Origin of the sequence: Nocardiopsis listeri NBRC 13360 (assembly GCF_001570765.1) — a bacterium.
In the GTDB taxonomy this organism is placed as follows: domain Bacteria; phylum Actinomycetota; class Actinomycetes; order Streptosporangiales; family Streptosporangiaceae; genus Nocardiopsis; species Nocardiopsis listeri.
In genome coordinates, this window is record NZ_BCSH01000058.1 from 14,375 (window position 1) to 38,123 (window position 23,749).

General features: G+C 69.7%; 21 protein-coding genes. 8 read left to right on the forward strand and 13 right to left on the reverse strand.

The window, feature by feature from the left end; translation table 11 throughout:
* Nucleotides 1-91: 91 nt before the first annotated feature.
* Complete coding sequence (locus NLI01S_RS17950) at nt 92-1,249, reverse strand: PucR family transcriptional regulator (RefSeq protein WP_067606098.1); 1,158 nt, start codon at nt 1,247-1,249, stop codon at nt 92-94.
* A 224-nt stretch (nt 1,250-1,473) separates the two neighbouring features.
* Here NLI01S_RS17950 and NLI01S_RS17955 point away from each other — a divergent pair, with 224 nt between their 5' ends.
* Complete coding sequence (locus NLI01S_RS17955) at nt 1,474-2,298, forward strand: aldo/keto reductase (protein WP_190318509.1); 825 nt, start codon at nt 1,474-1,476, stop codon at nt 2,296-2,298.
* Between the two features lie 12 nt (nt 2,299-2,310).
* On the opposite strand, the gene NLI01S_RS26085 is transcribed toward NLI01S_RS17955, so the two are convergent.
* Together NLI01S_RS26085 and NLI01S_RS17960 are read right to left on the reverse strand one after the other, a co-directional pair.
* Nucleotides 2,311-2,466: a hypothetical protein gene (locus NLI01S_RS26085; protein WP_190318510.1), complete on the reverse strand. Its 156-nt coding sequence runs from the start codon at nt 2,464-2,466 to the stop codon at nt 2,311-2,313.
* A 127-nt stretch (nt 2,467-2,593) separates the two neighbouring features.
* Complete coding sequence (locus tag NLI01S_RS17960) at nt 2,594-3,508, reverse strand: DMT family transporter (RefSeq protein WP_067606102.1); 915 nt, start codon at nt 3,506-3,508, stop codon at nt 2,594-2,596.
* 68 nt (nt 3,509-3,576) lie between these two features.
* Between NLI01S_RS17960 and NLI01S_RS17965 the strand changes: the two genes are divergently transcribed.
* Nucleotides 3,577-4,176, forward strand: coding sequence for a TetR/AcrR family transcriptional regulator (locus NLI01S_RS17965; RefSeq protein ID WP_067606104.1), 600 nt, complete (start codon nt 3,577-3,579; stop codon nt 4,174-4,176).
* On the opposite strand, the gene NLI01S_RS17970 is transcribed toward NLI01S_RS17965, so the two are convergent.
* Nucleotides 4,167-5,045: a sulfotransferase gene (locus NLI01S_RS17970; RefSeq protein ID WP_067606106.1), complete on the reverse strand. Its 879-nt coding sequence runs from the start codon at nt 5,043-5,045 to the stop codon at nt 4,167-4,169. The two genes, NLI01S_RS17965 and NLI01S_RS17970, sit on opposite strands and share 10 nt — an antisense overlap.
* 166 nt (nt 5,046-5,211) lie before the next feature.
* Here NLI01S_RS17970 and NLI01S_RS17975 point away from each other — a divergent pair, with 166 nt between their 5' ends.
* On the forward strand, nt 5,212-6,009 hold the full coding sequence (locus NLI01S_RS17975) for an SIR2 family NAD-dependent protein deacylase (RefSeq protein ID WP_067606108.1): 798 nt from the start codon (nt 5,212-5,214) through the stop codon (nt 6,007-6,009).
* A 54-nt stretch (nt 6,010-6,063) separates the two neighbouring features.
* Here the strand turns inward: NLI01S_RS17975 and NLI01S_RS17980 are convergent, their stop codons facing one another.
* The 5 genes from NLI01S_RS17980 to yczE form a co-directional block, all read right to left on the reverse strand.
* Nucleotides 6,064-9,324 (reverse strand): NACHT domain-containing protein, encoded by a 3,261-nt coding sequence (locus NLI01S_RS17980; RefSeq protein WP_223809288.1) that lies wholly within the window; start codon nt 9,322-9,324, stop codon nt 6,064-6,066.
* Nucleotides 9,325-9,457: 133 nt separating this feature from the next.
* On the reverse strand, nt 9,458-10,132 hold the full coding sequence (locus NLI01S_RS17985; protein WP_067606110.1) for a uracil-DNA glycosylase: 675 nt from the start codon (nt 10,130-10,132) through the stop codon (nt 9,458-9,460).
* Between the two features lie 100 nt (nt 10,133-10,232).
* On the reverse strand, nt 10,233-11,855 hold the full coding sequence (locus NLI01S_RS17990) for a serine/threonine-protein kinase (RefSeq protein WP_067606112.1): 1,623 nt from the start codon (nt 11,853-11,855) through the stop codon (nt 10,233-10,235).
* Between the two features lie 201 nt (nt 11,856-12,056).
* Nucleotides 12,057-13,862: a glycoside hydrolase family 15 protein gene (locus NLI01S_RS17995; RefSeq protein WP_067606114.1), complete on the reverse strand. Its 1,806-nt coding sequence runs from the start codon at nt 13,860-13,862 to the stop codon at nt 12,057-12,059.
* A gap of 381 nt (nt 13,863-14,243) precedes the next feature.
* Nucleotides 14,244-14,921 (reverse strand): membrane protein YczE, encoded by a 678-nt coding sequence (gene yczE, locus NLI01S_RS18000; RefSeq protein ID WP_067606116.1) that lies wholly within the window; start codon nt 14,919-14,921, stop codon nt 14,244-14,246.
* 155 nt (nt 14,922-15,076) lie between these two features.
* On the opposite strand from yczE, the gene yczR reads away from it, so the two are divergent.
* Nucleotides 15,077-16,537, forward strand: a complete 1,461-nt coding sequence (gene yczR, locus NLI01S_RS18005) for a MocR-like transcription factor YczR (protein WP_067606118.1) — start codon at nt 15,077-15,079, stop codon at nt 16,535-16,537.
* Nucleotides 16,538-16,548: 11 nt separating this feature from the next.
* On the opposite strand, the gene NLI01S_RS18010 is transcribed toward yczR, so the two are convergent.
* The gene (locus tag NLI01S_RS18010; RefSeq protein WP_067606120.1) at nt 16,549-17,550 is read right to left on the reverse strand and encodes an aminoglycoside phosphotransferase family protein; all 1,002 of its coding nucleotides are present in this window, start codon (nt 17,548-17,550) and stop codon (nt 16,549-16,551) included.
* A gap of 24 nt (nt 17,551-17,574) precedes the next feature.
* Nucleotides 17,575-18,396, reverse strand: a complete 822-nt coding sequence (locus NLI01S_RS18015) for an alpha/beta hydrolase (protein ID WP_067606122.1) — start codon at nt 18,394-18,396, stop codon at nt 17,575-17,577.
* A gap of 356 nt (nt 18,397-18,752) precedes the next feature.
* On the opposite strand from NLI01S_RS18015, the gene moaA reads away from it, so the two are divergent.
* From moaA to mobA, 3 genes are all read left to right on the forward strand, one after another.
* Nucleotides 18,753-19,760, forward strand: a complete 1,008-nt coding sequence (moaA, locus tag NLI01S_RS18020) for a GTP 3',8-cyclase MoaA (protein ID WP_084392689.1) — start codon at nt 18,753-18,755, stop codon at nt 19,758-19,760.
* 118 nt (nt 19,761-19,878) lie between these two features.
* Nucleotides 19,879-21,066 carry an RtcB family protein gene (locus tag NLI01S_RS18025; protein ID WP_067606124.1) on the forward strand — a complete coding sequence of 396 codons (1,188 nt, stop codon included), beginning with the start codon at nt 19,879-19,881 and terminating at the stop codon, nt 21,064-21,066.
* A gap of 21 nt (nt 21,067-21,087) precedes the next feature.
* Nucleotides 21,088-21,669, forward strand: coding sequence for a molybdenum cofactor guanylyltransferase (gene mobA, locus NLI01S_RS18030; protein WP_067606126.1), 582 nt, complete (start codon nt 21,088-21,090; stop codon nt 21,667-21,669).
* A 68-nt stretch (nt 21,670-21,737) separates the two neighbouring features.
* Here the strand turns inward: mobA and NLI01S_RS25375 are convergent, their stop codons facing one another.
* Nucleotides 21,738-21,950, reverse strand: coding sequence for a hypothetical protein (locus NLI01S_RS25375; protein ID WP_084392691.1), 213 nt, complete (start codon nt 21,948-21,950; stop codon nt 21,738-21,740).
* 549 nt (nt 21,951-22,499) lie between these two features.
* Between NLI01S_RS25375 and NLI01S_RS18035 the strand changes: the two genes are divergently transcribed.
* Nucleotides 22,500-22,709, forward strand: coding sequence for a dodecin (locus NLI01S_RS18035; RefSeq protein WP_067606128.1), 210 nt, complete (start codon nt 22,500-22,502; stop codon nt 22,707-22,709).
* Between the two features lie 108 nt (nt 22,710-22,817).
* Here the strand turns inward: NLI01S_RS18035 and NLI01S_RS18040 are convergent, their stop codons facing one another.
* Nucleotides 22,818-23,600, reverse strand: a complete 783-nt coding sequence (locus tag NLI01S_RS18040) for a hypothetical protein (protein WP_067606130.1) — start codon at nt 23,598-23,600, stop codon at nt 22,818-22,820.
* Between the last annotated feature and the right edge of the window lie 149 nt (nt 23,601-23,749).

The following is a 23,749-nucleotide window of genomic DNA, read 5'->3' on the forward strand; positions in this document are numbered from 1 at the left end:
GGGGCCTTCCTCGGACGGGGGGCGTCGCCGCACGGTTCCTACCCATCCGCCCCGCCTTGCGCACCCGGGTTCGGGCCAGGACGCGGCGGGTTCAGGGCGCGATGGCGCAGGCCGTCTCCAACACAAACCGCGACCAGGGACGCTGCGGATCGTGACCGGTCAGTTCACGGACCCGACGCAGTCGGTAGCGCAGGGTCTGGGCGTGCACGTGCAGCTCGTCGGCGGCGGTGGTGGCCGTCCCGGAGCGGAAGTAGGCGATCAACGTCTCCAACAGGTGCCGGTGTTCGAGGTTGAGCAGCGGACCCAGGACCGTGCGGCGTACCGTGGCCGGGGTGACGCCGCCACCGTTGATCAGGGCGAGCACGCAGGCGTCGGCCTCACGGAGCAGACCGTCTTCGCCCAAGGCGTGGGGTGGCGCGGTCTCCAGGGCGCCGTCCGCCAGTCGGTAGGCCGCCGACATGTCGCCGAGCGCGCGTGGCGCCAACGCGCATCCCCGCAGGCCCCGTTCCACCATCGCGGCGACCACATGCGCGGCGTCCTGGGCCGCGACCAGCACCACCACCCGGCCCGAACGCGTGGTCACCAGTGGGTCCGCGCCGGTCACCTCCCGCAGCAGCTCCAGGCCGGTCGCCACGGTCGCGCCCGTCTCCCCGTCGGGTTCGACCACCACCAACGTCGCCGGGTCGGGTGGCGCGATGCCCAACGTGCGCGCCCGGTCGCGGATCGCGCCGGGGGAGGACTGGCGGCCGATGAGCAGGTCGTCGAGCAGGGCGCGGCGGGCCCGTTCCCGGTCGGCGTCGAGTCGGTCGGCGGCCTCGACGTGGCCCTGGGACAGGCTCTCGGCGATCTGGTCGAGGGAGGTCAACCAGAGTTCGCCCAGGGCGAACACGTCGTCGGTGTCGAGCCGATCGCCCGCCCGTTCCCGGATGATCCGTACCGCGGCGGCCGAACCCACCCGGTGCGCGCGCACTACCGCACCGATGGATCGGCCGTCGGCGGCGCGTGCCCGGCCGATGCCACGCAGCCGCTCCACGTCCTCCTCGGGAAGCCGGTCCGCGCCGCGTACCCACAGCTCCATCGAACGTGTGACCAACCACGACGTGATCGCCCGGACCTCCACCAGCTGCGAGGCGTGCAGCGCCCGGTAGGCGGGCACCTCCGCGTACACCTCGGTGACGATCCGCTCGACCAACGCGCCACGTTCCCGCCCGAGTTCCGCGCTGACCCGCAACCGCGCCTCATGTCCCATTCGTCCCCTCCTGGGTCGGGGCGGGCAGACTATCGCCCCTCGCTCGGGCGTGGCCGGGTCCGGCCATCCGGGTGAAAAGCCCGCCCGACAGCGGCGCAGCCTCAGGTCCGCACCCGCGGCGACGTGGCAGTATGCGCACAGTGGCCGAACAGGCCACGAACACGGGAGCAAGAAGGACGACGTACACGGCGACCGGCCGGTCGGACCGACGGGGGATGAGGACGATGACGGTTCCCACCATCACACTGAACAACGGGCTTCGCATGCCACAAATGGGCTTCGGCGTGTGGCAGGTGCCCGACGACGCCGTGACCGCGGCGGTCCTGGAAGCCCTGGCCGTCGGCTACCGCAGTATCGACACCGCGGCCTCCTACGGCAACGAGGCCGGTGTGGGGGAGGCGCTGCGCCGTTCCGGGCTGGCACGGGACGACGTGTTCGTCACCACCAAGGTCGCCAACCCCGACCACGGCTACGACCCCACCCTGCGCGCCTTCGACGCCAGCACCGAACGACTGGGGACGGACGTGGTCGATCTCTATCTCGTGCACTGGCCACAACCCGGGCGCGACCGGTACGTGTCCACGTGGAAGGCGCTGGAACGCCTCTACTCCGAGGGCCGGGCACGTTCGATCGGGGTGTGCAATTTCAACCGCCCACACCTGGAACGTGTCCTGCGGGAGGGCGGGATCGCCCCCATGGTCAACCAGATCGAGCTGCACCCGCTGCTGGCCCAGTCCGAGCTGCGCGCCTTCGACACCGAGCACAACATCGTCACCGAGGCGTGGAGCCCGTTGGGCTCGGGACGCTTGCTGGACCACCCGCTCATCGTGGAGATGGCCCGAGAACTGGGACGGACCACCGCGCAGATCCTGCTGCGGTGGCACATCCAGCTGGGCAACGTGGTCATCCCCAAGTCGGTCACGCCCGAGCGCATCCGCTCCAACTTCGAGGTGTTCGACTTCGAACTGTCGCGGGAGGCGATGGAACGCATCGGGGGACTCGACGAGGGACGCCGCTTCGGTCCCGACCCCGAGACCCTGGAGGGCTGAGGGCGGCCGGGGTCAGCGCAGCTCGCGCACCTTGCGGGCGCCGGCCAGCATGGCCTCGGTGCCGTTGCGGCGAGTCCGAGCGACGTATACGGCGCCTCCGACGAAGATCGAGAGGAAGATCCCGACCACGACGATCAGGGCCAGGACGGACAGCACAGTAGAGATCATGCACTCATCGTAGCCGCACGCCGGACCCTCCCCTCAGGGGGTTCCTCGGCTCGTGGGAGCCACCGAACCGCTGACGGCGGGGGCCGAGGCGGGACCGGAGCGTATGGCTGCGGTGCCCGGCGCTCTCTCAGGAGGGACCCGTGCCCGAACGGGTCGGGCCCGATCGCACCAGCCATACCGCCACCAGGCACACACCCAGGCCGGCCAGGGCGCCCGGGCCCACGGGGTCGCCGAACATCCACCAGGTCCACAACATCGTGGTGGGCGGGGTGAGGTAGAGCAGCGCCGAGACCCGGGCCACGCCGGTGCGGGCCAGGTTGACCCAGTACAACCCGTACCCGCCCAAGGTGGACAGCACCACCACCCAGAACCCCGGTTCCATGGGCGGGACGAGGGTTCCGGTGACCGAGGCCAGACCCGTGAACAGCACCGCGCTCACCGTGCACTGCACGGCCAACGCCTCGATCAGGTTCCCGCCGGGCCGGGCCCGATGTTCCACCAGGGTGGCCGTCACCAACGACAGCATCGCTCCCAACGGCAACAGGTAGGCCCACCACGGGGCGGCGTGCACGCCCAACAGATCGGAGCCCACCGCCGACCCCACGCCGCCCAGTCCCACGGCCAGCCCCAGGATCTGCCGGCCGCGCACCGATTCGCCCAACAGGGGGATGGCCAGGGCCGTGGCCACCATCGGCTGCAAGGCGGCGACCAACGCGCTCGTACCGGCCGACACCCCGTGTTCGGCGGCGGCCACCACTCCGTACAGGAAACCGGCCTGCGCGAGTAGCCCGACGAGGGCGTGCAGGGCCAGGTCGCGACGGCGCATGCGCGAGCCCCGCCACAGGCACCAGGCGGCCAACGCCGCGGCAACCAGGAGGAATCGCCAGGCCAGGAGGGTCGTGGAGGGTGCGTATCGGGTACCGAGCTCGGCTCCGACGAAACCCGAGCTCCACATCACCACCAACCCCACCGCGAGCAGCGGTGTGACCAGGTCGGTGCGGCGGGGCGCCGGGGCACGGGGCGCGGTACTGGAAAGGCTCATACCGTGGAGGTAAACACACCGGTCGGTATACTATCAATGTAGTCGCCGGACCCGACCAGGGAGACATCATGCACACCGTCGAACAGCGCCCGCTCACGCCCGCCGCCCGTCGGGTCCTGGAGGTCGCCTCCGAGCTCTTCTACAGCCGGGGCGTCAACGTCGTGGGCATGGAACTGATCGCCGAGGAGGCCGGGGTCACCAAGAAGACCATCTACGACCGCTTCGGGTCCAAACAGCGTCTGGTCGTCGCCTACCTGCGAGCCCGCGACCTGCGGTGGCGCGACTTCCTCACCTCACGGGTGGAGGCGCACGGTCCGCCCATCGACCGGATCGTCGCCACCTTCGCCGCCCTGGAAGAGTGGATGGACCGGGAGAACGAACGCGGCTGCGCCATGGTCAACGCCTACGCCGAACTCTCCGACCCCCGACACCCCGGTCGCGCCGTGGCCCAGGAACAGAAGCACTGGCTGCGGGACCTGTACCGGACCCTGGTCGCGCCGACCGGAGCCGGTGACCCCGACGCCCTGGCCGACACCCTCCTCATGCTCCACGAAGGAGCGGTGGTCGCCCGCAACGTCACCGGGATCACCGACGCCGCGCTCACCGCGAAGGAGGCCGCCCAGGCCCTGCTCCGCGCACATGGCGCGGACGGCCCCGATCAGAGGTAACCCAGACGGGACAACTCGTTGCGGGCCACTTCGTGCACGTCACCGTGGTCCCGGCGGGACAACCGCTCCTTCCACGAGCCCACCCCCGAGTCGTCGCTCAGCAGTTCGCCGGCCGAGACCCGGGCCCCGGTGAACTCGCGCAGTTTCTCCGCGGTCCGCACCTCGCCACCCCGCACGTCCTCGTACCGCAACGTCAACAACCGTTCGGCGCCGATCTCGCGGCGCAACCCGGCGGACATGAGCACCGCGCCCCGCCACCGCATCGCGCACTTGGTGGCCGAGGACCCCTCGGTGAACCGTTCCAGGTCCTGTTCATCCTCCAGGCCGAAGAAGTGGTTGGGGAACTCGTGCTCCAACTTCATGAAACTGGGCTTGAGCCAGGCCAACGACCGCTCGTCCTCCAACATGTCCGCGACGACGTCACGGCCATCGCGAATGACCTGCACGAACAGGGCGTCGGAGAAGGCCGACTGGAGGGCGTTGGCGCTGTAGAGCAGGTCGGGGCTGGCGTCGCCGTAACGGCGCACCCTGGAGCTGTGCTCACACGGCTCGGAGGCCGTGTTCGCGGGTACCCGGGCGTACGGGCCCGGGCACCTCGGGCAGGTCAGGGGGGTGAGCTGCCAGGCCTCCGCGTAGGCCTCCCGGAACAGGCTCGCGGTGGCCGGGGCCTTCTCCGAGGCCAGGGAGGGGCGCCTTGCCACCGCGTACACGGTGTTGAGCACCCCGGAGGAACCGGCTCCCACGTGGAAGCCGGGCGCGAGGGACAGGGCACGGGCGATCAGTGGAACCCCGGAGTGAGGAGCGCCCAGCACGAACACCGGGCGTTGGACCTTGGTCCCGTTGACCACGAGAATGTAGGACTGCTTCATGATTGTGTGCATTTTGGCACCCTTTGCCCCCCTCGTGCGCATCGGTGGGGCAATGCGACCACCCGCCCCACACGTACCCGAGAGTACGACGTCGGCTTCCGCCCGGGCCCGCAGCTCACGGGCGGGCCGTGCGGAAGGGGGATCACGGGCGCGGTAAGAATGGAGTATGGCCTCGATGACCGACGACACCGCGAGCTTCGCCGACCCCGAGGGGTTCGAGCACGCCGCCGAACTCCTCGCGTCCGCGCGACGCATCACCGTCCTGACCGGTGCCGGGGTGTCCACCGACTCCGGAATCCCCGACTACCGCGGACCCCAAGGGTTGTGGACCAACGATCCCGACGCCCAGGCGTTGTCGGACATCGACTGCTACATGGGCGACATCGACGTGCGCCGCGAGGTCTGGTCGTCGCGCCGTGCCCACAGTGTGTGGAAGGCCGAACCCAACGACGCGCACCGCGCCTTGGCCGACCTGTCCGCGTCGGGCAGGTTGCGCGCCCTCATCACCCAGAACATCGATGGCCTGCACCAGCGCGCGGGGGTCCCCGACGAGCAGGTCATCGAGGTGCACGGCACGATGCTCCGGGTGATGTGCATGTCATGCGGACTGCGTACCCCCAGCGCCGCCGTACTCGCCCGCCTGGACGAGGAGTCCGATCCCCGATGCGTGGAGTGCGGAGGGATCCAAAAGTCCGACACCATCTCCTTCGGCCAGCGACTGAACCCCGAGATCATCGAGAGCGCCACCGAGGCCGCCCGTGACTGTGACGTGTTCTTGGCCATCGGTACGTCCCTGACCGTGCACCCGGTCGCGGGGCTGTGCGACGTCGCCATGATGTCCCGCTCCGCCCTGGGCGTCATCAACGCCGAACCCACCCCCTACGACGACTACGCGAGCGCCGTGCTGCACGACCCCATCGGCCGGGTCGTCCCGGCCCTGGTCAAAAGGGCCCTGGCGGATTAGGGCCACACCCTGCTGCGCGACACCCACGGAGCGCCGGTCCGTCGAACGAAGTCCTCACCATCCCGAGGAACCCCACCACGCCCCGGAAACGTCGGGGTCCTCCCCGGGTTTCTGCGGTACGGGTGCGGACGGGTAGGACACCGGGGGCAGTGGCGGGTACCGGAAGGTCCCCGCGGCGGGTGGGGCGGAGCTCGGCGCGTCGAATCCGTCCCGCTCCGCGTCCCTCTCCAGGAACCTGAAGATCTCACCGCGCAGGCGACGGAGCGACTCCATGACCTCCGGTGCCTCGGCGGAGTGGTTCCCCGACTCCCGAAGGGCGTCCTGGGCCATCCGGGCCAGGGTCAGGCGTTGTTCACCGTGCCGGGGCTCGGGCCAGGAACGCAGGTCCTCCAAGGCCTGCCGCAGGACGGTCAGGGTGACCCCGCCGGCATCGAAGTCGAGCAGTCGCCGATATCGGCAGAGCCGTTCGTCGACCTGTTCCGCGGAAAGACCGTCGAGCGGCTCCAAGCGCAGCCGCAACACGTCGTGGGCCACCTCCCAGACGACTTCCTCTCCCGCGTCCTTGACCACGAATCTCCCCAGTTCGTGGGAGACGTGCTTCAGGTAGGGGGAGAAGGTCAGCGCCAACCGTGAACCGGTCCCGTTGATCCGCGTCGCCAGGGAACGCAGGAACCGGTGCGCCAACGTCCCCGCAGGAACCTCGACCTCGTACGGGTTGATGAAGGCCGAGGTCGCCCGTGCGTCGTCGGGCAGCTCGAAACCCGTGCACTCACCGAGGTTGACCGGGCCGCCCCTCTCCCGTTCCAGAACCGACACGGGATCCTGATTCTCCCAGAACCCCAGGTGCCGGACCCGCACCGTCTCCAGGATCCCGAACCACTGGGAGGCGGGCAGCAGACGCCACAGGGCGACCATGCGGCGCCAGGTCTGACGAAGGTCCGGGACGTCCTGGAATAGCTCGTCGAACGGGATCGGCCTCTCGGTGAGCAGGACCAACAGGGTGATCAGGTTCGCCGTGTAACAGGCCTCCCTCATGGCGATCGGCAGCCGCTTGGGTTCGTACTCGGCGAAGGAACGGTTGGGGGCGGGGAAGGGGGCCTCGCGGAACAGGTCGATCAACAGCTCCCGCAGGTCGTCCCCGAGGCCGGGATCCTCCCTCACACGCTCTTGGAGCATCTCGTCCAGGAAGGACACCACCTTGTCCCGCCCGGCGAACACCGCGAAGGAGGACAGGGCGTAGAGCTCGCCGTCGTCCAACCGGGACGCACGGTTGCGTCGGCGCGTGGCCCGACTCCGGTCCTCGGCGAGTTCCTCCAGCACCGCCACCACCAGACGGGCCACCAGGTACTCCCCGAAGGTCGCGTGCAGGAACTCGAAGGCGCTGCTGGTGCCCTCCGAGGTCTGGGCACGATCCTCGTGGACGAAGAAGAAGCGGCCCAGCACCTGGTGGGCGGGGGCGATGGTGCCGTGCAGGCCCGTGTCCTCGGGGCGTTCGGCCGCCTCCGGCATCAGGACGGACAGGTCGTGCTCCAACTCCTCGGCGCGCACGCTCTGTAGGCCGCGGGCGAACATCGCCATCGCGACGACCTCCAGGCGGCGCAGCTCGTCCTCCACCGCCTCCTCACGGGCACGTCCACCCAGACGGGCGCGGTGCTTTTCCACCTCGCGCTTGGCGAACATCGTCAACAGGCGTTCGTACAACTCACCGTGGGAGAGAGCGTGGGAGTCCCGGCGTAGCGCGTTGCCGTGCGCGTCGTAGATGAGCAACATCAGCATCAACAGCGGCTGTTCGGCCAGCTCTCGGTAGTGGAGAAGGGACCGCGCCTCCAATGGCAGCAGGCCCTTGCGCTCGAACGCCTCGGCGTTGGCCTGGTTCCACACCCGCAAGAGTTGTTCGATCTGACCTTCGTCGAAGGGTTCCAACCTGATGACCGTGGTCAGTGACGGGAACCGGGTCCGTTCGGCCACCAGGGTGCGGCTGGTGACGATCACGACCACCGGCTGCCCCAGCGCCTCCTGTTGTTGCTGGAACTCCTGGACGCGTTCCAGGTAGTCGGACCGGTCCACCCCGGTGGCTTGGAGCAGTTCGTCGAACCCGTCCAGGATGATCACCGGCAGGGCGCCGTCGGCGTCGTCGGCCAGGTCCCGCCAGGAGACCGAGGCGTGCAGGTCGGCGTTGAGCCCCTCCTCGATCTGGGTGTGCAGGGGCGCGTTCGGGCTGACAGAACGCAACTCCACTCGGATGGGCAGGAAGTCCTCGGGGGGAAGTTGGGCGGCGAGCATCTCGGTGAACTTGGATTTTCCCGCGCCCGGGTGCCCGAGGACCACCACCGGGTACTCGGTGGCGCGCGGATGCGTGATCAACGAGGCCACCAGGGTCTGGAGGTCGTCCTGGACCGGGAACTCCCGCCACCAGCGGTCGAGCGCGGGGGAGCTTGTGCTGTTGATCAGGGTGACGCGCCCGCGCGGGGGGATGTAGGCCTCGCGTAGCGAGGGCAGGGAGAGCCCGGAGGGGACCTCGTCCGACCGGAGCACGGGACGGTTGAGCACCGCCTGGTAGGAGGCGGAGAGCTCCCGTCGACGCCTGGAGACGGGACGGTCCGAACCGATCCGGGTCAGCTGTTCGTGCAGGTCGGCCAGACCGGTGCCGATCTCCCGTCGGTCGCGTTCGCGTTCGGACGTGTGCAGCCACATGGCGAACTCGGGGATGTCGGCCCCCAACCGCAGGATCCCCTCCTTGAACCGGGCCGAGGCGTGGCGGGCCAGGGACCGTTGGAACCTCTCCGTCATCGGGTGGTCCGGGGTGAACCCGTGCCGTTCGGCCACGGCGAGTCCGAACACGAAGGACGTGAAGTCGCCCGTGGCGCCGGTCCGCTCCAGTGGCCAGTCGATCCCCGTGCGGCCCGACCCCGAGTGGGTGAAGGGGAACAGCGGGTGGGCGCCCTGGCTCAGGTGCCGCCCCAACAGCGTGTACTGCTCCTCGGCGGTGATCTCCAGTTCGTCCATCCCGAACGGCAGGCCGACCTCCTCGAAGGCCTCCTCGGCCCCTTCGAAGAACGAGGTGATCACCAGGACCTGGTAGGCGGCCGAGATCTTCTCCGTTCGCGACATCCGGCTTTCGCCCTTGAGCTTGCCTCGGATGCCTTCCAGGGCCTTGCGTCCCTTGCCCACCAGCGCGCCGCGCACACCGAACAGGTCCGGGACACCTAGCAGCCCCAACCCGCCGTCGGCGAGTTGCTCCGCCAGGTCCAGGACCTCGGAGTCGTTCTCACCGAGGGTCCGAAGCGCGTCTTCGTAACCGAGTCTTTTCGCCATAGCCGGGGGTGGCCTTTCCGGGTTCGAGGGGTGGAACGCGGCGGACCCGGCGCCGGAGGAGGCACCGAGTCCGTGGGCTGGTTCGTGTTCGAGGGTGGAATTCGCGTGTGGACTCCCAGGGGGATGGGAGTGCCTAGGGCAGCTGCCAGTTCACCGGTTCGGCGCCCTGTTCGGCCAACAACGCGTTGGTCCTGCTGAACGGCCTGGAACCGAAGAAACCGTTGCGCGCCGACATCGGGCTGGGGTGGGCGGACTCCACGCAGGGGACACCGGGCATCAGCGGTCGCAGGTTGCGGGCGTCGCGTCCCCACAGGATGGACACGAGCGGCCGGTCGCGCTCGGCCAGGGCGCGGATGGCCTGTTCGGTGACGGCCTCCCAGCCCTTGCCCCGGTGCGAACCGGGGTTGCCGGGAGCCACGCTGAGCACACGGTTGAGCAGCAGGACGCCTTGCTCGGTCCAGGGAGTGAGGTCGCCGTTGGAGGGCATCGGCACGCCGATGTCCTCGACCATCTCCTTGTAGATGTTGCGCAGGCTCGCGGGCAGACGCACGTCGGGGGCGACGGAGAAGCTGAGCCCCACGGCGTTGCCCGGGGTCGGATAGGGATCCTGACCCACGATGAGGACGCGTACCTCGTCGAAGGGCTGCTGGAAGGCGCGCAGGACGTGGTCGCCCGCGGGCAGGTAGGTGCGTCCGGCGGCCACCTCCTGACGGAGGAAGTCGCCCATCTCGGCGATCCGCGGTGCGACCGGCTCCAGCGCCTTCGCCCAGCCGCTGTCCATGATCTCGTTCAGGTCCCTGGATGACATGGGCAGAACACTAGCGCCCACCACCGACACCCGCGTCCGATTCCGCCGATCGATGGTGGTTTTCGCACGATCGCCACGGAATCCTTGGGGCGTCGAAGGATCAGGGGGCGTGGGCGCGCCAGAGGGTGAGGTGGGTGCGAACGCCGCGAGTGCTCTCGGCCTCTTCCCCGTGGACACGGACGTGGTCGGCGAGCAGTGCCTCGTACTCGCGCACCGCCTCCGCCGGGCGGCCGTCGTAGCCCAGGTAGGCGGCGCGGTAGTGGCGGGCCCGCAGGGTCACCGGGGCGTCCGCGCCGCGCAACCGGGCCAGGTCCGGGATCAGCGTGCCGAGCAGGTCGACCGCGCGGCCCGGCTCACCGGCCTCACCCACCTCGAACCCCAGGTACAGACGTGCGGTGAGCACCTTGGTCGAGTCGGGTCCACCGACCGCGACCAGGTCGGGCAGGAGCGCTTCCAGGGTGCGGGCGGCCAGGACGTGGTCGCCGGCCCGGCCCGCGTTGGTGGCCAGGTAGTAGCGGGCCGCCAGGGTCTCGGGGTGGCGCGTCCCGTAGACCCGGATCAGGTCGGGCAGGAGCGTCTCGAACCCGGCGACCGCCTCGCCGTGGTCGCCGCCCTTCCCGGTGGCGTACGCCTCCCGACGACGGGCGCGCAGCGTGTCCGGGTGGTCGGCCCCGTACACCGCGCGCAGTAGCGGGATCAGGGTGCGCAGCTCCTCGGCTGCGGTGTCGAAGTCGCCCTCGTCGACACGGTCCCTGGCGGCCTCCACCAGCGCGGTGAGCCGGATCGGGTGCGCGTCGCCGCTGATGTCGGGCCGTTGCCCCGGCTGCTCGCGGGGCGGGGCGGGCACCGGCTTGGTCACCGGGATCGGAGCGGACCGGTACGGCAGGTACGGGGCCAGACGGTCACGCACCTCCTCGGCCCCGGCCGGGCGTTGTCCGGGCTCCTTGGCGAGCATCCGCGTCACCAGTTCGGACAGCGCCGGCGGGATCTGCGGGCGCAGCGCGCGGGGCCGCCGGGGCTCCTGGTTCAGGTGCATGCGCAGCACCGTGAGCGGGCGATCACTGTGGAACGGGGGCTCACCGGTCAGCATTTGGTAGAGGATGGCGCCCAGCGAATACAGGTCCCCGGCCCGGTCCACGCGGTCCCCGCGCACCTGTTCGGGGGGCATGTACAGCGGGGTGCCGATCACCTGTCCCGTCCGGGTGATGCGGTCGTTCTGGGTCGCCGCGACCACCGCCGCGATACCGAAGTCCAGTACCTTCAGCCCGGGTCCGTCGGGGCCGTCCTCGATCACCATGAGGTTGCCCGGCTTGACGTCCCGGTGGACGATCCCGGCGGCGTGCGCCGCGCTCAACCCCGCCGCGGCCTGTGACACCAGCGACGCCGTCAGGTCGATCGGCAACGGGCCGGCGCCCTTGATCACCTCTGACAACGGACGTCCCGGAACCAGCTCCATCACCGTGAACACCACGCCCCCGGCGTCGTGACCGAAGTCGTGCAGGATCACCACGTTGGGGTGCCCCGCCAGGCGTGCGGTCAGTCGTGCCTCGCGGCGGAACCGGGCCGCGACCTCGTCGGAGTCCGCGCGTCCGGGCTGGATCAGCTTCACCGCGACCGGTCGATCCAGCAACTCGTCCACGGCCTGCCAGACCTGGCCCATCCCGCCCGCGCCCAGCTTGGACAGAAGGCGGTATCGGCCGCCCAGGACCCTCTCCTGCGGCACGCGTGACCCCCTGCGATCGGACTGAAAAACCTCGCCCCTGACCGATGGCGGTCACGATGGCCTCCGGGGCGTAAGCGTACAACCGCTCCCGATCCGGTGTTCGAAGTGCCCACGAGTGCCTGATCCCGACCTCCACGTCGAACCGACGACGAACGCCCCCGCGCGCCGAGCCCGCGAGGGCGTTCCGTTCCGTCGGGGTCGCTACTCCGCGCGCCAGCCGCCCTGGCGGTCCTCCAGGTTCAGCGCGGTGGTCACCAACGGCACGTGGCTGAAGGCCTGTGGGAAGTTGCCCACCTGTCGGCCCGCGCGCGGGTCCCACTCCTCGGCCAGCAGACCCACGTCGTTGCGCAGGGACAGCAACCGCTCGAACAACTGCCTGGCCTCCTCCTGGCGGCCGATGGACAGCAGCGCGTTGGCCATCCAGAAGCTGCACGCCAGGAAGGCGCCCTCGTCACCGGGCAGTTGGTCGGCGGAGTCCTCCAGGTCGGTGCGGTAACGCAGCACGAACCCGTCCACCATCAGGTCCTTGCGGACCGCGTCGATGGTGCCGATGACCCGGGGGTCGTCGTAGGGCAGGAACCCGACCTCGGGTATGAGCAGCAGGGCGGCGTCCAACTCCTTGCTGCCGTAGTACTGGGTGAAGGTGTTGCGCTGCGGGTCGAAGCCGTATTCGCACACCTCGGCGTGGATGGTGTCGCGCAGCGCCGTCCACCGTTCGATGGGCCCCTCCTTGCCGAACTCCTCGATGCTGCGCACGGCGCGGTCGGCCGCCACCCACGCCATCACCTTGGAGTGCACGAAGTGCTGCCGTGGTCCGCGCACCTCCCACAGGCCCTCGTCGGGTTCGTCCCAGCACCACTCCAGGTAGTTGACCAGGGACCTTTGCAACCCCCACAGGTGGTCGCCGCCACGGATCCCGGATCGTCTGGCCAGGTGCAGGACGTCCATGACCTCGCCGTACACGTCGAGCTGGTACTGGCCCACGGCGGCGTTACCGATCCGTACCGGACTGGAATCCTCATAGCCCGACAGCCAGTCGGCCTCCCACTCGGTGAGCCGGCGTTCGCCCCGGATGCCGTACATGATCTGCATCAGCTGGGGTTCGCCCGCGACCGCGCGGACCAGCCACTCGCGCCAGGCCTGCGCCTCGTCCTTGTACCCGGAACGGATGAGTGCTTCCAACGTGATGGTGGCGTCGCGCAGCCAGCAGTACCGGTAGTCCCAGTTGCGGACACCGCCGATGTCCTCGGGCAGGGAGGTGGTGGGCGCGGCGACGATGCCGCCCGTGGGCTGATAGGTGAGCGCCTTGAGCACGATGAGGGAGCGCACCACCGCCTCCCGGTAGGGGCCCTCGTACCTGCACTGGCTGACCCACTGTTCCCAGAAGCGCTCGGTGCGCGAGAGCGCCTTCTCGGCGTCCAGGTGGTCGGACTCCTCGATCTGGGAGGGGTGCCAGGTCATCACGAAGGGGATCCGCTGGCCCTCATTGACGGTGAAGGTGGCGTCGTGGGTGAAGTTGTGCCCCTTGAGGTGGACGGGGCTGCTGAGCCAGACGGCGTCGGGTCCGGCGATGGCGACCAGTTCGGCGCCGGTCCGGTGCACCCAGGGGACGACGTGCCCGTAGTCGAAGCGGATGCGCATCGCCGTGCTCATCTCCACGGTGCCGCGCACGCCCTCCACGATCCGCACGATGTGCGGGGCGCCGCCGCGCGGTGGCATGAAGTCGATGATCCGTACCGTGCCGGTGTCGGTGTCCCATTCCTGTTCGAGGATGAGGGTGCCACCCCGGTAGCGGCGCCGGTCGGCGTGGGCGGTGCCGCCGGTGGGTCGTAGGCTCCACAGGCCGTTCTGTTCGTCGCCCAGCAGGGCGGCGAAGCAGGCGGAGGAATCGAAGTCGGGCAGACAAGCCCAGTCGATGGAACCGTCGCGACCGACCAACACGGCTGTCTGCATGTCGCCGATCACTGCGTAGTCTTCAATCCGGCCGGGCACGCGGCACACCCCCATCACGTCGTCACGAGTACGCGGTAGGCGCTGATGTCCCCGACCGTACGAGGGGCATCGCGCCGTAGCGAACCGCTGCGCGCACGTTCGTGCGCACGCCCCCTCGGGGTTTTGTCGCCCGACCTCTCCACGGGTCGGGGCGCCGTTCGGACCACAGTTCCCCCGGTCGTCCGTCACTGCCGTACCCGGTTATGTGCCCAGGCGAGGGCAGCCGAAAAGAACGGTGGAGGAAAGTACCGATCCCGGCCCTCGCCGTTTACCGCGATCCCCATCTTCCACGCTCCACCGGGCCGTTGTCACCCGTACGTGCACGTGCATATGCCGGTGCGTGGAAGTATGGGGTGAATTGGGGAGTTTTTCCGTAGAGAAGTTATGTCGTGGTGATCATCGACGCGTCTGCTCCGGATTCCCCTCGCCGCGTGAGGTCGGCTCCGGCATTCGCATCATCGGCAGGAACACCTGTGCCAACGGGCCGATGGCCACCATGAACACCACGGTGCCGATCCCCACGGTGCCGCCCAGCAGGAAACCGGCCAGCGCCACGGTCAGCTCGATGAGCGTGCGGGCGAGACGAACGGAGAGCCCGCGCGCGGCCAACCCGGTCATGAGTCCGTCCCGGGGCCCGGGCCCCAGCCCCACCCCGATGTAGCAGCCGGTCGCCACCGCGCACACCAGCACGCCCCCCACCAGTAGCGTCACCCGCCAGAACATGAGGTCGGTGGTGGGCAGCAGCCACAGGGACAGGTCGGTGGAGAGTCCGATCACGACCACGTTGCTCAGCGTGCCGATCCCGGCCTTCTGGCGCAGCGGGATCCACAGCAGCATCAGCAGCGCGCCGATGATCACGCTCCAAGTGCCGATCGTCAGCCCCGTCTGTAGGGACAGGCCTTGGTGCAACACGTCCCAGGGCGTCGCGCCGAGGTCGGAGCGGAGCAGCATGGCGCCGCTGAGACCGAACAGGTACAGGCCCAGGTAGAGCTGGACCAGGCGGCGCAGACGCGGACGCGGCAGCGCGGGAGTGATCAGGACCCTGGACGCCAGGGTGCGGACCGTACTGGACACGGCCTTCCTTTCGAAGTCATCTCAAGCAAGCCATCCTGTCATTGGATGACAATCAACCCGGGGGAGCCACATCGGTATCGTGGACCAAGAAATCCCGGAAATGAAGAGCCAATCAGGACAAGTGGTCTGATCCAGACCCACCGAGGTGGACCCCTTTGGCAAAACCGCGCAGTGATCGTCCCGGAACCGGAGGCGGAACCCGCAGGATCAACGGGCGTCTGCTCGCCCGCCTCATCGGTGAGGCGCCCGTCGAACGCCCCTACTACCTTGCCATCGCCCACGCCATCAGTGGCCTGGTCCTGGACGGTCGTGTGCCCACCCACACCCGCCTACCGGCCGAACGCGACCTGGCCACCGCCCTGGGACTGAGCCGCAACACCGTCACCGCCGCCTACGCCTGGCTGCGCGACAACAGCTACCTCGACAGCAGACAGGGCGCCGGAAGCTGGACGGTCCTGCCCCACTCCGGAACCCACGAACCCTCCACGTTCGCGCCGGCCACCGAGCACATCGACCTCGGGGTGGCCGCCCCACCCGCGGTGGCGGGCCTGCGCGAGGCCTCCTTCCACGCCTCCGAACAGCTCGCCGCGCACGTCGCCGGCATGGGCTACTACCCCTATGGGCTGCCCGAACTACGCCACGCCATCGCCCGCCGCTACGTCGAGCGTGGACTGCCCACCACACCCGAACAGATCTTCGTCACCAACGGCGCCCAACAGGGCATCACCCTGGCCATGGACCTACTGGTCCAGGAGGGGGACCAGGTGTTGTTGGAGTCGCCCACCTACCCGCACGGACCGGACGCCGCGCGCCGCAACGGAGCGCGCATCCGCACCACCGGGGTGACCCCGCAGGGGTGGGACATGGAGTACCTGGTGGACGCCTTCCGCCAGTGGAAGCCGGCCGTGGCGTACACGGTCGCCGACTTCCACAACCCCACCGGCGCGCTCATGGACGACGACGAACGAAGCGTCCTGGTCCGGGAGGCGCGCCGCGCCAACACCCACCTCATCGTCGACGAGTCCGCCGCGGAACTGGCCATCGACTCCGGTGACCTGCCCGCGCCGGTGGCCGCCCACGACATCGACGGGCGGGTGCTGACCGTGGGGTCGGTGGCCAAGCTGTTCTGGGGCGGGCTGCGGGTGGGCTGGGTGCGCGCCACTCCACCGATGGTGACCCGGCTGATGCAGGTGCGCCAACGCTTCGACCTGGCCGGTTCGGTGCACGACCAGCTCACCGCCACCCATCTGCTCGCGGACGTGCTGCGCATCCGCGCCGAGCGCAGTCGGGAGCTGCGCCGCAACCGGGACGCCCTCCTGCGCGCCCTGCGCGAGCGGCTGCCCGACTGGCGGCCGAGTGTGCCGGGGGGAGGACTCGTGCTGTGGGCGACGCTGCCACAGCCGGTGGCGAGCGCGCTGTCCACCACCGCGATCCGACACGGGGTCCACCCTGCGGCCGGGCCGGTCTTCGGCGCGGACGGAACCCTGGAGCGGTACCTGCGCCTGGCCTACACCCGCCCGCCGGAGGTCATGGTCGACGCGGTGGACCGCCTGGCCGCCGCCTACGCCGAGATCCTGGCCCACCCCGCCCAACCGCGTGGTCGCCTGTACGTGTGAGGAACGGCCCTTCAGCGGATCGGATCCGTCAGGGACCGACCTCTTTCCGCGTTCCCACCGTGAACCGCCACGCCCAGTTCCGTCAGCGCCCGCCATCCGATCCGAGAGACCTCGGCCTTCGGTACCGCGGCGAGCGTGATGGCCTTCACCATCCCGATCCCCTTGGCCCGTGCCTCCGTTGCCTCGTCGAGGCCACCGTAGGCCCGATAGGCCTCGGCCACGGCGTCGCGCCGCAGCAGCGACCACAGGAAACCCAGGTCCACGGCGGGGTCGCCGCGCGAGACGCCGGACCAGTCGATGATGCCGCCGAACCGGCCCTCGTCGGAGATCACGTTGAACGGGTGCAGGTCGGCGTGGATCCAGACCCGGGGGGCGTCGTCGGGCACCGCGAGCGCCCGTCCCCACAACTCCGCCACGGCGTTCGGGTCCACCATCGGGCCCCGGCCGGCCCCCACCACGGGCAGGGCCCGCAGGAACCTTCGGAGCACGGGCTCCCGCTCGGCGAGCCGAATGCCCTGTTCGACGTCGAACGGGGCGTCGGCGGGCGCGGGCCGGTGGATCTCGGCCAGGGCCCGACCCAGGTCCGGTGCGGCCGACGCGTCCAAGGGGCGTTGCGCCGCGATCCGGCCGGGAAGCCAGGACGTGATGGCCCAACTCCAGGGGAACTCCGCGCCCGGAACTCCCGTCCGCACGATCCGCTGCGCGGGGAAGGTCCACGCTTGGCTCAGTTCCTTCGCCCACCGAACCTCCGCCGCCAACGAGGCGATGGCCTCCCGGTGGCGCGGCAGTCGGACCGCGAGGTCCTCACCAAGGCGGAACACGGCCATGTCGAAGCCCTCGATCGGGTCGCTGATCTCGCGATCGGCCAGGTCCGGGTGCTGTTCGCGCAGTAGGGCGCGCACGACCTCCCGCGAGGCCGCCACCTCCGAGAGCGGTGGTGTGAGCGATGGGATCGCGCCCGAGGACGGTTCGTCTCGCCGTCCGGACCCCGACGTCGGCGGTGGAATGGTCATGCGCCTCGGCTCCTCGCTGCGGAATCAGGTCGTCAAGCGGTGGGCGAAGCGGATCACCTCGGCCAGGACCTCGTCGCGGTCGGTCTCGTTGAACACCTCGTGCCGGGCGCCGGGGAAGATCCGCGCGGTGAAGTCCTCACCGGCGAGCCTTTCGATCCCCACCCGAGTGTCGGAGACGGGGACCAGCGCGTCCTCGCTGCCGTGCACCCACAGCGTGGGCAGCGAACCCACGGTCCCGGACGCGTTGCCGCGCTCCAGTTCGGTGAGCAGTGCCTCGACCGTGGTGCGTTTGAACGGGCCGTGCCAGACCAGTTCGTCGGCCAGATAGGCCCGTCCCACCTCGGGGTCGCGGGACAGGACGGAGGGATCGATGGGGTCGTCGGGGATCTCCGTGGCGGCGGCGAGCCGTTCGGCCGCGGTCCAACGGCCCAGGACCGGTCCGGACAGCACCAGTGCCTGCGGCGACTCCGGGTACACCTGGGCGTAGCGGGCGGCGATCATGCCGCCCATGGAGTGACCGATCAGTACCAGGGGGATGGTGCGGTAGGCGGTGCGCGCCTGGGTGACGACGCGGTGGACGTCCTCCACCACCCCGGCGTAGTCGTCGATCAGGACGCGCTCACCGGAGGACCGTCCGTGTCCGCGGTGGTCGGCGCCGTAGACCACCGCGCCGGCCGCGCACAGGTCCTCGGCGACCTGGTCGTAGCGGCCCAGGTGTTCGCCGTAGCCGTGCACCAGGACGGCCAACCAGGTGGGTTCACCCTTCGTGGGCGCCCAGGCCCGTGCCGCCAGCTTCGCCGAACCGTCGGGCCCACCCGCCAGGGCCCACTCGCGTGTGCTGATCACCGTGTCCTGCCTCCTCGTCGCCGTGCGGCTCTGGGACGATCGAAACGTCGTCCTCGGTAGAGCATGGGGCATCGGGTACGGCGATGTCATCACCCGCGGTGCCCGCCCGGCCGCCGAGAGGCCACATGAAGCGGTTCTTGGGAAACGTTCGGACAACGATTCGCGTTGCTCCTTGGGGTGAAGATCCACACATAGGCGGAAATCCTGGTGGTCACCGACGAAATGCGGCAAAAGGTGCGATCAGGGCTACTCACCGTGAAAGTGGATCTTCTACGCTGTCGAGTGGGTATCCCTCGGGTGGGTGCAAATTGGCGTACCGCCTACTCGGCAATTCATACTGGAGAGGGTGACCGCCTGTGCTGTCCGACTCCTATGGGCGCGTGGCGACCGACCTGAGGGTCTCGCTCACCGACCGCTGCAACCTCAGATGTACCTACTGCATGCCTGCTGAGGGCCTGGAGTGGCTGCCCAAACCGGAACTGCTCACCGACGACGAACTCCTGCGACTGGTCCGTATCGGGACGACTCGACTGGGCATCGACGAGGTCCGTTTCACCGGTGGCGAGCCCCTACTACGGCGCGGCCTGCCCGGCATCGTCGCCGGCACCACCGAACACGAGCCCCGCCCGCGCACCGCCCTGACCACCAACGGCATCGGGCTCGCCCGAATGGCCCCCGCGCTCGCCGAGGCCGGGCTGGACCGGGTCAACGTATCCCTCGACACCCTCGACCCCGTCGTGTTCGAGAAGCTCGCCCGACGCCGTCGTCTGGACGACGTCCTGGAGGGGATGGCCGCCGCCGCGGAAGCCGGTCTCACCCCCGTCAAGGTCAACACCGTGCTCATGCGCGACATCAACGACCACGAAGCGCCCGCCCTGCTGCGTTTTTGCATCGAACGCGGCTACGAACTGCGCTTCATCGAGCAGATGCCGCTGGACGCCCAACACGGCTGGCGGCGCGACAACATGATCACCGCCGACGAGATCCTCCAGCGGTTGGAGGCCGAGTTCGGCCTCGAAGCCGCCGACGCCGACACCCGGGGCAGCGCCCCGGCCGAGCTGTTCCACGTACGGGGCGCGAACTTCCCCGATGGTCGCACCGCCACCGTCGGCGTCATCGGATCGGTGACCCGCCCCTTCTGCGGGGCCTGTGACCGGGTACGCCTGACCGCCGACGGCCAGATCCGCAACTGTCTATTCGCCCGCGAGGAGTCGGACCTGCGCACGCCCCTGCGCGAGGGCGCCACCGACGACGAGATCGCCCAACGCTGGAAGGCCGCCGTGGCGAGCAAACTGCCCGGCCACGGCATCAACGACCCCAGTTTCCTGCAACCGGCCCGCCCGATGTCCGCGATCGGCGGCTGACGCGCCCGACCCGACCGGCGACCGCGAATATTCGATCGCCTCCGACCTCCCGTTCTGGCTTGATGTCCCGGGGGCGCCGACCGGTGCCCCCGGGACCGACACGAAAGGGGGTGGCCCCATGTCTTACACCGAGGTTCCCGGTGAACGAGTGCCGATCCGTATGTGGGCCGACCCGGACGGGGTCGAGTCCGCCGCCATGGAGCAGCTGCGCAACGTCACCCGCATGCCCTGGACCCACGGCCTGGCCGTCATGCCCGACGTCCACTACGGCAAGGGCGCCACGGTGGGTTCGGTGATCGCGATGCGAGACGCCGTCAGCCCCGCCGCGGTCGGCGTCGACATCGGCTGTGGCATGACCGCGGTGCGCACCGGGCTGAAGGCCGAGCACCTGCCCGACGACCTGAGTGCCCTGCGCTCGGCGCTGGAGGCGACCATCCCGGTCGGTTTCCACGCCCACGACGAGCCCGTCGACCCCGCCCGCGTTCCCGGCCTGCGCAGTTCCGGCTGGGACACCTTCTGGGCCGGCTTCGACGACCTGGCCGAGGCCGTCCACCCCCGCAACGAGCGCGCCCGTCGCCAGATGGGGACCCTGGGCGGCGGCAACCACTTCCTCGAAGTGTGCCTGGACGACGACCGGAACGTGTGGCTGGTCCTGCACTCGGGGTCGCGCAACATCGGCAAGGAACTCGCCGACCACCACATCGGCCGGGCCCAGACGCTGCCGCACAACCAGGACCTGCCCGACCGCGACCTGGCGGTGTTCCTGTCCGGGACCCCGGAGATGGACGCCTACCGGCGCGACCTGTTCTGGGCCCAGGACTACGCGCGCCGCAACCGCGACGTCATGATGGGCCTGGCCTGCCGGGTCCTGGCCGACCAGGTCCCGGGCACCACCTTCGAGCAGTGGATCTCCTGCCACCACAACTACGTGGCCGAAGAGACCTACGACGGGGTGGACGTGCTCGTCACCCGAAAGGGCGCCATCCGCGCCGGTTCGGGCGAATTCGGCATTATTCCGGGCAGTATGGCCACTGGGACCTACATCGTGAAGGGGCTGGGCAACCCGGCCTCGTTCAACTCCGCCTCCCACGGGGCGGGGCGTCGGATGAGCCGCAACAAGGCGCGCAGGACCTTCACCGAGGCCGACCTGGTCGAACAGACCAAGGGCGTGGAGTGCCGCAAGGACCGGGGCGTCGTGGACGAGATCCCCGCCGCCTACAAGGACCTCGAATCGGTGATCGAGGCTCAGACCGACCTCGTCCAGGTGGCGGCCCACCTGCGCCAGGTCGTCTGCGTCAAGGGCTGAGCCGTAGGGCATGCTGGGGGCGTGAGCGAACACCTGGACGCGGTGATCCTGGCCGGGGGAGCGGCGACCCGCATGGGCGGGCTCGACAAACCCGGTCTGACCATCGCCGGACGCACCCTGTTGGAACACGTCGCCGCCACCGTGCGCGCGCACGACCCCGAGGCCGGCGTCACCGTGGTCGGACCCGAACGGCATCGGCCGCGGGCCTCCTACGTTCGCGAGGACCCGCCGGGGGCCGGCCCGGTGCCGGCCCTGCGCGTGGGCCTGCCGAACGTGCGCGCCCCCTGGTGTGTGTTGCTCGCCGCCGACCTGCCCTATCTGCGTCCGGAGCATCTCGCCGCCCTGGCCCACGCCGCCGGACCCGCGAACGGTGCGGTGCTGGTGGACGCCTCGGGGCGCCAACAGTGGCTCACCGGACTGTGGCGCACCGACGTTCTTCGTGAGGCGCTGGCCGCCTACACACGGCGATCGCTCCACGGACTGCTCGGCCCCTTGGAGCCCGCGCACGTTCCGCTGCCCGGAGCCCCTGACGCCTTCGACGTGGACACGCCGGAGGCCCTCAGTCGAGCACGCGCGAACCTGGAGAAGCCCACCGACGCCTGAACCCGACCCTGGCCGCGCGCGATCCACGACCCGGTTCGTGGGGACACCGGCTCCAAGACCCGGGGCGATCAGCCCTCGAACTCGTCCATGGGAACGGTCTCGCGCAGGAAACCGCGCATGCCCAGGAAGTTCGCCAGGTACTCCCGGTGTTCGTCGCAGGCCACCCACACCTTGCGGCGGTCGGGGGTGTGCAGCTTGGGGTTGTTCCACACCAGGGCCCAGTCGGCCGGAGCGCGACAACCCCTTCGGGAGCAGTGCGCGTTCGTCGTGGTCTCACTCAATGCCGAACCCCAGGAGACGAAGCGGATCTGATGGTCAAGCCACGGCCACGGGCGGGTATCCACCGCCCGAGCGTGGACAAAAAGCGACGCCGGGTGGTTACGGGGGCAAACCACCCGGCGTCGCATGCGATGTTCCAACGGGGGCTCGGAACATCGCCGCGCGCTCCGACGGGGGACCGAAGCGCTATATCCCAATGTACACCGCCGCCCCCCGGGGTACGTCAAGAGTCAGTTACGACGTTGTCTCGGGAGAGTCCCGTCGACGTAGAGTCCTAAGTCCCAGGTCAGGACTAATCTGACACTTCGCCCCCACTTGTGTCCCTGTGTTCCCCTGAGGCCATCGCGGCACTCGGGTCAATCCGGACCCACCCGGGGTCAAGGCCCCCGGAAAAGGTCGGCAAAGGTCGAGGATCCCCGGTTTCGGAAGGGGATCCGGGACGAATCGGTCACCTCTCACGGCCACGTGTGACCACGGTGGATCGGGGGGACGCAGGGAACGGGGGCCGCGTCCGCGCCGCCCCCGTAACCGACTACGCAGGGGGTCCACCGATGACCGACCACACCTACCGCGTCACCGAGATCGTCGGCACTTCGCCGGACGGGATCGACCAGGCCATCCGCAACGGCGTCCAACGGGCCTCGACCACGCTGCGCGGGCTCGACTGGTTCGAGGTCACCCAGGTCCGCGGACACATCGAGGACGGCCAGGTCGCCCACTTCCAGGTGGGTCTCAAGCTCGGTTTCCGGCTGGAGGACTGAACCGGCCCGGCCCGAGCCGACGAGAGGGGCCCGCGACCACCGCTGGAGATCCGCCCAAGATCGGTCCGGGCCCTTCCCCGTGTCCTCCTCGACCCCTCTTCGTGAGGATCAGGCCTCGTCGGGGTCCGGTCCGCGCAGCACGTCCACGTGCACGTGGTCCAGGTGGCGCAGGATCTCGTTGTCGGGGTCGGCCTCGTAGTGGCGCCACCCCAGCGACGGGTAGCGGGTGCTCCAGATCTTGTCGTCGAAGATGATCACGTCGACCTGGAAGTCGGGGGCGTGCGCGATGAGCCAGTGCGCCATCAGCCACCCCTGTCGGCGGTTGTCCTCGGTGACCGGCCGGTAGAAGATGTCGAGCGCGCGGCCCTCGTAGTGCGCCGACCCCTCGCCGTGGCCGGAGTCGTAGCCACCGGCCACGTAACCGCCGATGCTGGTGTCGGAGAAGTGCTCCTCAACGCCCGCCTTGAGGGTCTCGGTGCGCGGGGTCATGCCGGAGGGCCTCTCCTCCTCGAACTCGACCTCTTCGCCACCGTAACGGCAGGTCAGTGAGGGTCCGGCGTCATCTTCCGGGCCCTCGACGAGCACCCGCATCACCTCGTCCGGGATGTCCTCCACGTCGGGCCGTTCGACCGGGGCGTCCTCGCCCTGGGCGATGACCGCCGCCGCCGTGGTGGCCCGTTGCGCCTGGTCGCGGTCGAGCCGGACCTGGTCGTCGCCGACCCAGACCGAACAGTCCGGTCCCCACGGCGTCGAGACGGGGAAGACCTTCTCCTGGTTGTGCACCACCCACCGGGCGCCAAGGACCGCGACCACGGCGAGCGCGGCCAGGATCGCCGTCGACAGGATCACCCCGTGCCAGCGGCGTCCGGGTGCGGCGGCTCTGTGCGTCATGGACTCTGCCCCTCCACGCCGAGGGCGGGCGACCGGTCGGTCACCTTCTCGTCCCTGGCGCACGTGTCTGGTGGCCTCGAAGAAGAGGCACTTCGTCTATTGGACACAGTGGACATTCGAGTCATTCCCGACTGTGGCCGGAATCAAAG

Excerpts from the sequence above, each read along its gene's own strand:
- NLI01S_RS17950 (WP_067606098.1), bottom strand. The coding sequence starts at position 1,249 with ATGGGACATGAGGCGCGGTTGCGGGTCAGCGCGGAACTCGGGCGGGAA.
- NLI01S_RS17955 (WP_190318509.1), top strand. The coding sequence starts at position 1,474 with ATGACGGTTCCCACCATCACACTGAACAACGGGCTTCGCATGCCACAA.
- NLI01S_RS26085 (WP_190318510.1), bottom strand. The coding sequence starts at position 2,466 with ATGATCTCTACTGTGCTGTCCGTCCTGGCCCTGATCGTCGTGGTCGGG.
- NLI01S_RS17960 (WP_067606102.1), bottom strand. The coding sequence starts at position 3,508 with ATGAGCCTTTCCAGTACCGCGCCCCGTGCCCCGGCGCCCCGCCGCACC.
- NLI01S_RS17965 (WP_067606104.1), top strand. The coding sequence starts at position 3,577 with ATGCACACCGTCGAACAGCGCCCGCTCACGCCCGCCGCCCGTCGGGTC.
- NLI01S_RS17970 (WP_067606106.1), bottom strand. The coding sequence starts at position 5,045 with ATGAAGCAGTCCTACATTCTCGTGGTCAACGGGACCAAGGTCCAACGC.
- NLI01S_RS17975 (WP_067606108.1), top strand. The coding sequence starts at position 5,212 with ATGGCCTCGATGACCGACGACACCGCGAGCTTCGCCGACCCCGAGGGG.
- NLI01S_RS17980 (WP_223809288.1), bottom strand. The coding sequence starts at position 9,324 with ATGGCGAAAAGACTCGGTTACGAAGACGCGCTTCGGACCCTCGGTGAG.
- NLI01S_RS17985 (WP_067606110.1), bottom strand. The coding sequence starts at position 10,132 with ATGTCATCCAGGGACCTGAACGAGATCATGGACAGCGGCTGGGCGAAG.
- NLI01S_RS17995 (WP_067606114.1), bottom strand. The coding sequence starts at position 13,862 with ATGGGGGTGTGCCGCGTGCCCGGCCGGATTGAAGACTACGCAGTGATC.
- NLI01S_RS18010 (WP_067606120.1), bottom strand. The coding sequence starts at position 17,550 with ATGACCATTCCACCGCCGACGTCGGGGTCCGGACGGCGAGACGAACCG.
- NLI01S_RS18025 (WP_067606124.1), top strand. The coding sequence starts at position 19,879 with ATGTCTTACACCGAGGTTCCCGGTGAACGAGTGCCGATCCGTATGTGG.
- NLI01S_RS18035 (WP_067606128.1), top strand. The coding sequence starts at position 22,500 with ATGACCGACCACACCTACCGCGTCACCGAGATCGTCGGCACTTCGCCG.
- NLI01S_RS18040 (WP_067606130.1), bottom strand. The coding sequence starts at position 23,600 with ATGACGCACAGAGCCGCCGCACCCGGACGCCGCTGGCACGGGGTGATC.